Source organism: uncultured Veillonella sp., from assembly GCF_934230905.1.
Taxonomy (GTDB): domain Bacteria; phylum Bacillota; class Negativicutes; order Veillonellales; family Veillonellaceae; genus Veillonella.
Map to the genome: position 1 here is coordinate 1 of NZ_CAKQFJ010000049.1, position 6559 is coordinate 6559.

Here is a 6559-nt window from a genome sequence, read left to right on the forward strand (position 1 = left end):
GGATTGAGCAACTTCATTATAACAGAGTTCCTTCTCATTTTTTATTTACTTGTCACAAATGTATTATGCTCTTACATATCCTTATTATGCAATATAGTACATAAAAATCTGTTCCTTATTACAATTACATACACAAACATAAGGGATGAGGGACCCGAAAAAACTCCACCGGCCGGATCTGACTACGGCCTTCGGCCTTCGCAGGGCCAAAGTCATTTTTTCAGGCCCCTCATCCCTTTTTAATTAGTATGCTAACTATATATGAAGAACAGATTTATTATTCCCATTAATTCACAAATAAGATATCTATTCCAATCCTATACAAGAATTATATTAATTAAGGTATATGAACCTCCTGCCCACCCAACCCGTAAAAAAAATCGTTAGGCTCCGCGTAGCGCAGTAGCTTCCCTTCTCCCGCCAGTTTAGTAATTAATAATACGCATAAAGGGATACCCCCTGTCCGAAAACGACTTCGGGCTCCGCGAAGCGCAGTAGCGTGTCGGCTTTCGAACAGGGGGTATCCCGTTTTATGGCATATTTAATTACTAATTGGCAAAAATACCATGGGATCAACAGCGGACCCATTAATCCGCACTTCGTAGTGTACGTGTGCGCCAGTACTTTTACCAGTACTACCCATAAGGGCAATGACTTGACCTTGTTTAACGCTCATACCTGGTGTAACAAGGACGGCACTATTATGACCATAACGAGTTACAAATCCATTACCATGATCGATTTCTACAAGGTTACCATAACCACCTTCAGTGTAGCCTGCAAATGTTACGGTACCCGCTGCAGTAGCAACGATAGGTGTGCCATAATCATCGGCAATATCAAGGCCTTCATGGAATGCGCTAGCAGCACCAGTTACAGGATCGACACGACTACCAAAAGGCGATGTAATAACGCCCTTACTTGGCCAAATACTTGGTGTTGTACTATTAGCATAACCACCAGAACCAGTCGTGTAGTTTAGTTGTTGCAATGCAGCAATGTCTTGGGCTCCACCATCACGCAAAATATTGCGCATAGTATAGAAACTAACCAACAGTTTTTGTGCATTCTTATCCAACTTAGATAATCTTGCTGAAAGTTGTGCCGCACTTAGCGTGGGACCATCCTCATCGCTAGCGGCTTCCTGCTTTGGGTCAGAGCCATCACTACCACCTTGAGATGGTGTGCCAGACTCAGCACCCTTCAACATTTTTTTATTTTCTTCACTAATTTGATTTAAGTTTTGGATTTTCTTATCCAACACTTCGGTTTTTTGTTGTAACAGTTTTAGTTGTTCTGTTTGCAATTGTGTTTGTTGACGCAATTGAACGATTTCTGCTTGTCGTGCAATGCCCCAAATGGATAAAACAAGTGCTGCTACAAATAAGATGACAGCTAGAACAGCCACAATCTTCGCTTGTTTATGACTCAACGTAATGGTGCAATGATCACCATCATGAGACACTACAGAACTCAAAATACTTGGTACTTTCAAAGATGTCTTCCTTACTTCTAATCTTTCCTCAATTCATTATGCATGTACACTCTATACGAACATGTCAAAGCGATTTGCCTATTGAGCATGGATAACACTTGCTAACGCTTCCTCATTTGTACGTTCTCCAAGCGCTTCATTCAAACTTTCTAGTTCCTCTTGTGAAAGATTAACAAGACTTTTACCTTTCACAATGGGTTTACTGAAAATACGAGAGTCATTACGGCCATAAATACTAGAAATGCATACCCCGTTATTATTACCATCAAGCAATGTAAGGGCAAACGACAAATCATTTCCAATATTATCAAATGCATTATACTTCTTAAAGCCGATTTTTTGCAACGTATTGCCTTGAATATTACGGATTTGAGTTTGTTCCGTAATCATATCCTGCAATCCTTTAGCAGCCTCACGAATTTCAGTAATTTCTACTGAAAGTTTACGCTCTAGGCTAGCCCCATTTTCACCTTGCATAAAGAAATTGAACTTCTTCGTTAAGCTCCCCAATCTAATGTGGAGGATAATGCAATATACCAATAAAATAATGGCTAATGCAGATCCCAATACACCGATATAGGGTTGTATAGATTCTAACATTCAAAACCCTTTCTATCTAATTCGTCCATAAAAGGACTAATAGCACGTTCTAGTATACCATGTAATGATGCAATAAGTACACCATAATTCACAATAGGTGTCCCTTGTACAACAGCACAATCAATGCGCCGCAACACTTCACGACGCGTCAACATACACGCTCCACAGTGGATAATAAGGTCATAACCACTTACATCCTTAGGGAATGCACCACCACTTGTAAATTCAAGGTGTAAATCCGTATGCCCCTTCTTTTTGAGCCACATAGGAATTTTAACAGTTCCAATATCATCACATTGACGACGATGTGTACAACCTTCACTAATGAGCACACGCGCCCCCGGTTTCAAGTTATCAAGAGCTTTCACACCGGTTACCAAGTCCTGTAGCTTACCTTTAAACCGAGCCATCAAAATAGAGAATGATGTCAACGAAATATCCGCTGGCGTTAACGCATTCACCGCCTCAAATGCTTGCGAATCTGTAATGACAAGTTTTGGTTTTTGTGAAAGCTTACCTAACATGGTTGGCAGTTCTTCTGTTTGACATACCAAGGCAAGTCCTTTGTGGTCCAAAATCTCGCGAATTGTCTGTACTTGAGGCAAAATTAAGCGTCCCTTTGGAGCTGCTGAATCGATAGGACATACTAAAATTATGGTATCGCCTGGTTCAACTAAACCTTGTAATAAAGATTGCTCACCCTCTACATCTAGCGGCGTTAAACCACCTAACAAATCAAGTAATGTAAGTCGATCACGATTCGATGTAAAGTCCGTAGAGCCAACTACAGTAGCAATAGCTGACAAATCAGAATGAACTTCCATATAACGTTGATAAGTGTCAGCACATTCACCATGAGATGTATTAATTTCATTGATGAATAAAGCAATCGGTACATTATGTTGCTTCAACTTATGAAGCCACATCATATCATCTGCCGTTGGCGCTTCATCATTACGTAGCACATATACAGCAAGATTAATTTTTTTTATAATCTCTTCGGATTTTTCAATACGGAGAGCGCCCAATTCCGATGTATCATCAATACCAGCTGTATCGGTAATAACAACAGGACCTAAAGGCAATATTTCCATAGATTTGCTAACAGGATCAGTTGTAGTCCCCGCCACTGCAGACACAAGGGATACAGGTTGATCCGTAAGCATATTAATTAATGTAGACTTACCCGCATTACAACGGCCAAAAAAACCAATATGAACACGGTTAGCCTTTGGTGTTTGTTCCATTATACGCGAAACTCCATTATTTCTTCATGTTCTGTGCTCTCTTGAGCATCCATATATGCAATAAGACGTTCTAATTCAGTTTCAGATCCAAAGGTAATTTCAATCTTTCCCTGTACCTTCTTACCAGCGCGGAATTTAATAGATACTGGAGAACCTAAACTCAACTTTAAGCGATCTACTAATGCACGAACTTCAGCTGTATTATGAGGTTCTGTAGTTTCTTTGGATTTTGTTTTTTTAGACATCATCGCTTTTACAAGCTGCTCTGCTTGACGGGCACTTAATTCCCCTTCTTTAATGCGTTCTGCAGCTTCGACTTGTTGTGCAGAACTACGCAAAGCCAACAAAGGTCTTGCCTGACCAACGGTCAAATCGCCTTCAATTAAATCCTTTTGTACAGAAACAGCTAATTTTAAAAGGCGCATCATATTAGCAATATAAGAGCGACTACGACCAAGTCGTGCAGAAATCATCTCCTGTGTTTGTTTATAGGTATTCATCAAACCTTGGTAGGCCAAAGCTTCTTCGATAGGATCCAAACCTTCACGTTGTAAATTTTCTACCAAAGCGACTTCTGTCATTTCCTCAGTATTATAGTTTTTAACAACTACAGGAACTGTTTCTAAACCAACCATCAAAGCTGCTCGATAACGACGCTCACCAGCTACAATTTGGTATTTATCTTTTTGTTTACGAACGACGATTGGTTGAAAAATACCTAAATTTTTAACAGACTCAGCTAATGTAGCCAAGCTTTGTTCATCAAAATTCTTACGTGGTTGATCTTCATTAGGAATCAACTCTCCAATTGGCAACTCATGAATCTCACGTTCAGGCAAGGCTGTTTCTATAGACTGCTCTCCCATCATTGCCGCTAATGTTTTTCTTTCCTTTTTCTGTTTCATCGCCATAATAAACCCCAATCTATTAGTGCTTTCACACCGTCATATATAAAATGCAGCACAAACCAATATACAGTTTGTGCTTACATTACATAATCATATTCATTATTATAGTTAATACCAGTATTTCCATTATACTATTATTATTTAGTATTTACGCTATACTATTATACTTTATTAGTATGCTACATTATTTTGTTTTCTTTGAATCCCGAATAACCTCTTTTGCCAATTTCGTGTACACAGTTGCCCCTTTTGATTTTGGATCATACACAATAATTGGTTCCCCATAACTAGGTGCTTCACTAAGGCGTACATTACGAGGAATAATCGTTTTATATACTTTTGTACCAAAGAATGTTTTTACCTCATCTGCAACTTGTACAGATAAATTAGTACGACCATCAAACATTGTGAGCAACACACCTTCAATTTCAAGTTCTTTATTAGACGTTTGTTGTACAATTGTAATAGTCTTAACAAGTTGGCTAACACCTTCCAATGCATAAAACTCAGTTTGAATAGGGATTAAAACACTATCTGCAGCCGTAAAAGCATTCAATGTTAATAAACCTAGAGATGGTGGGCAATCAATGATGATAAAATCATACGTATCACGCACAGTAGCAATAGCCTTCTTTAAAATTGTTTCACGTGAAACAACGGCTACTAATTCAACCTCAGCACCCGCTAATTGAATTGTTGCGGGCGCGACAAATAGCTTTTTAAGCATTGTAGGTTGAATAACATTAGTAATATCTTCTCCATCAATTAATACATCGTGAATACATAGTTCCAAATCATCTTTTTCAATACCTAACCCGGAACTAGCATTACCTTGCGGATCTAAATCTATTAACAACACTTTTTTGCCTGCATCAGCTAAACAAGCGCTGAGATTTACAGATGTCGTAGTCTTACCTACACCGCCTTTTTGATTAGTAATTGCTATTACTTTGCCCACAAAATTCACCTCAACTTTACGTTCAAAAATATTTCATTTCATTATAACATAGGGCACGCAAAAGAAATAGAACTTTATAGGTATAAACATGGTTTTTCAATTAAAACATTAAAATAATACAATAATGTTTCACGTGAAACATTACACAACAACTATATAAATAAACTAACGATTAATCATGTAACAATTAATACTAATTTCAACCCCATCAAATATCCTGCCAAGTTTTACACATAAAAAATCATATCTATTTATATATAACTTTTTTCTATGGACGCCCCTTAATAAATTATATGAAGTTATAGCCTTTACAGTATATATAGATATATTTATACTTATAAAAGACAGTATTTTAATAGGTTTAACATTTTAACTGTATATGACCTATTTGTATTAGAGTTATCAAAGGAGGCGTTTCTCATGCCCATTTATAACGGAATGCTTCCCGTCATCAATAAAGATGAAGTAAAGCGATATGCAGGACTCCGTCACGCCGAAGATTTTCCTGAAAAATTTGTCGACGAAGCTTGTAAAGAAATTCAATTATTAGCAACACCAAAAGGTGTGTATCAAGAATATGACTACGATGCGGAAAACAAAGTCATTCTAAGTAATCCGCCACTTAAAATTGAAGGCTCTATCATTGAAAAGCATCTTGAAAAATCAACAAAGGTGTACGTACTAGGTGTCACAGTTGGTGAAGATGTAGAAAGACGTAGTGAACAATTATTTAAGCAAGGTAATTATACTGTAGGATTGCTACTAGATGCAGCTGCAACAACAGCCGTTGAACAGGTAGCCGACCAAGTTAACGAAGTGATCAATAACATTGCTAAAAAACAAGGTTATGCACCTACATGGCGTTTTAGTCCAGGATATGGCAACTGGCCTTTAGAAATACAACCAGAACTTGGCAAAATTATAAAAACAGAACAAATTGGTCTACAAGTTACAGACAATTATTTATTATTCCCAAGAAAATCTGTAACAGCTATCATAGGCTTAATGCCTGGCGATCAATGCTTAACTACAAAACGCGGTTGTAGCTCTTGTTCACAAAAAGATTGCCAATCTCGTAAACTACCAGAAAAAGCAGAGGCTCCGAAATCAGAGTCAAGTAAGACTACTGCTGAAGCATCTGGCATCTCTATGAAATCACAACCAACAGAATAACTTTTAACTTACAATGTTTCACGTGAAACATTACCTTGTGTATCTGTACTATTATATCCATATGCAAGCAAAAATGTTTCACGTGAAACAATCTATTTATGATATCGAAAAGATGCAATTGTTATAATGAACTAGTGGATTGAAAACCCGCATATAGAATAGTTTAGAAAGATAATTG

General features: G+C 37.6%; 6 protein-coding genes. 1 reads left to right on the plus strand and 5 read right to left on the minus strand.

Translation table 11 applies throughout. The annotated features are described in order from the left end of the window. Positions 1-541: 541 nt before the first annotated feature. From Q0E20_RS09255 to Q0E20_RS09275, 5 genes are all read right to left on the minus strand, one after another. Complete coding sequence (locus tag Q0E20_RS09255; protein ID WP_295999352.1) at positions 542-1495, minus strand: M23 family metallopeptidase; 954 nt, start codon at positions 1493-1495, stop codon at positions 542-544. A gap of 78 nt (positions 1496-1573) precedes the next feature. Further along, positions 1574-2095: a DUF4446 family protein gene (locus Q0E20_RS09260; RefSeq protein ID WP_295999354.1), complete on the minus strand. Its 522-nt coding sequence runs from the start codon at positions 2093-2095 to the stop codon at positions 1574-1576. After that, positions 2089-3342, minus strand: a complete 1254-nt coding sequence (gene hydF, locus Q0E20_RS09265) for a [FeFe] hydrogenase H-cluster maturation GTPase HydF (protein ID WP_295999357.1) — start codon at positions 3340-3342, stop codon at positions 2089-2091. Before hydF ends, Q0E20_RS09260 begins: the two co-directional genes overlap by 7 nt. After that, positions 3342-4253, minus strand: a complete 912-nt coding sequence (locus Q0E20_RS09270; RefSeq protein ID WP_366509625.1) for a ParB/RepB/Spo0J family partition protein — start codon at positions 4251-4253, stop codon at positions 3342-3344. Before Q0E20_RS09270 ends, hydF begins: the two co-directional genes overlap by 1 nt. Positions 4254-4434: 181 nt before the next feature. Next, positions 4435-5208, minus strand: coding sequence for a ParA family protein (locus tag Q0E20_RS09275; RefSeq protein ID WP_295999362.1), 774 nt, complete (start codon positions 5206-5208; stop codon positions 4435-4437). Between the two features lie 420 nt (positions 5209-5628). Between Q0E20_RS09275 and Q0E20_RS09280 the strand changes: the two genes are divergently transcribed. Further along, positions 5629-6381, plus strand: a complete 753-nt coding sequence (locus Q0E20_RS09280; protein WP_295999365.1) for a methionine synthase — start codon at positions 5629-5631, stop codon at positions 6379-6381. The last annotated feature ends 178 nt before the right edge of the window (positions 6382-6559 follow it).

Excerpts from the sequence above, each read along its gene's own strand:
- Q0E20_RS09280 (WP_295999365.1), top strand. The coding sequence starts at position 5,629 with ATGCCCATTTATAACGGAATGCTTCCCGTCATCAATAAAGATGAAGTA.
- Q0E20_RS09260 (WP_295999354.1), bottom strand. The coding sequence starts at position 2,095 with ATGTTAGAATCTATACAACCCTATATCGGTGTATTGGGATCTGCATTA.
- hydF (WP_295999357.1), bottom strand. The coding sequence starts at position 3,342 with ATGGAACAAACACCAAAGGCTAACCGTGTTCATATTGGTTTTTTTGGC.
- Q0E20_RS09270 (WP_366509625.1), bottom strand. The coding sequence starts at position 4,253 with ATGGCGATGAAACAGAAAAAGGAAAGAAAAACATTAGCGGCAATGATG.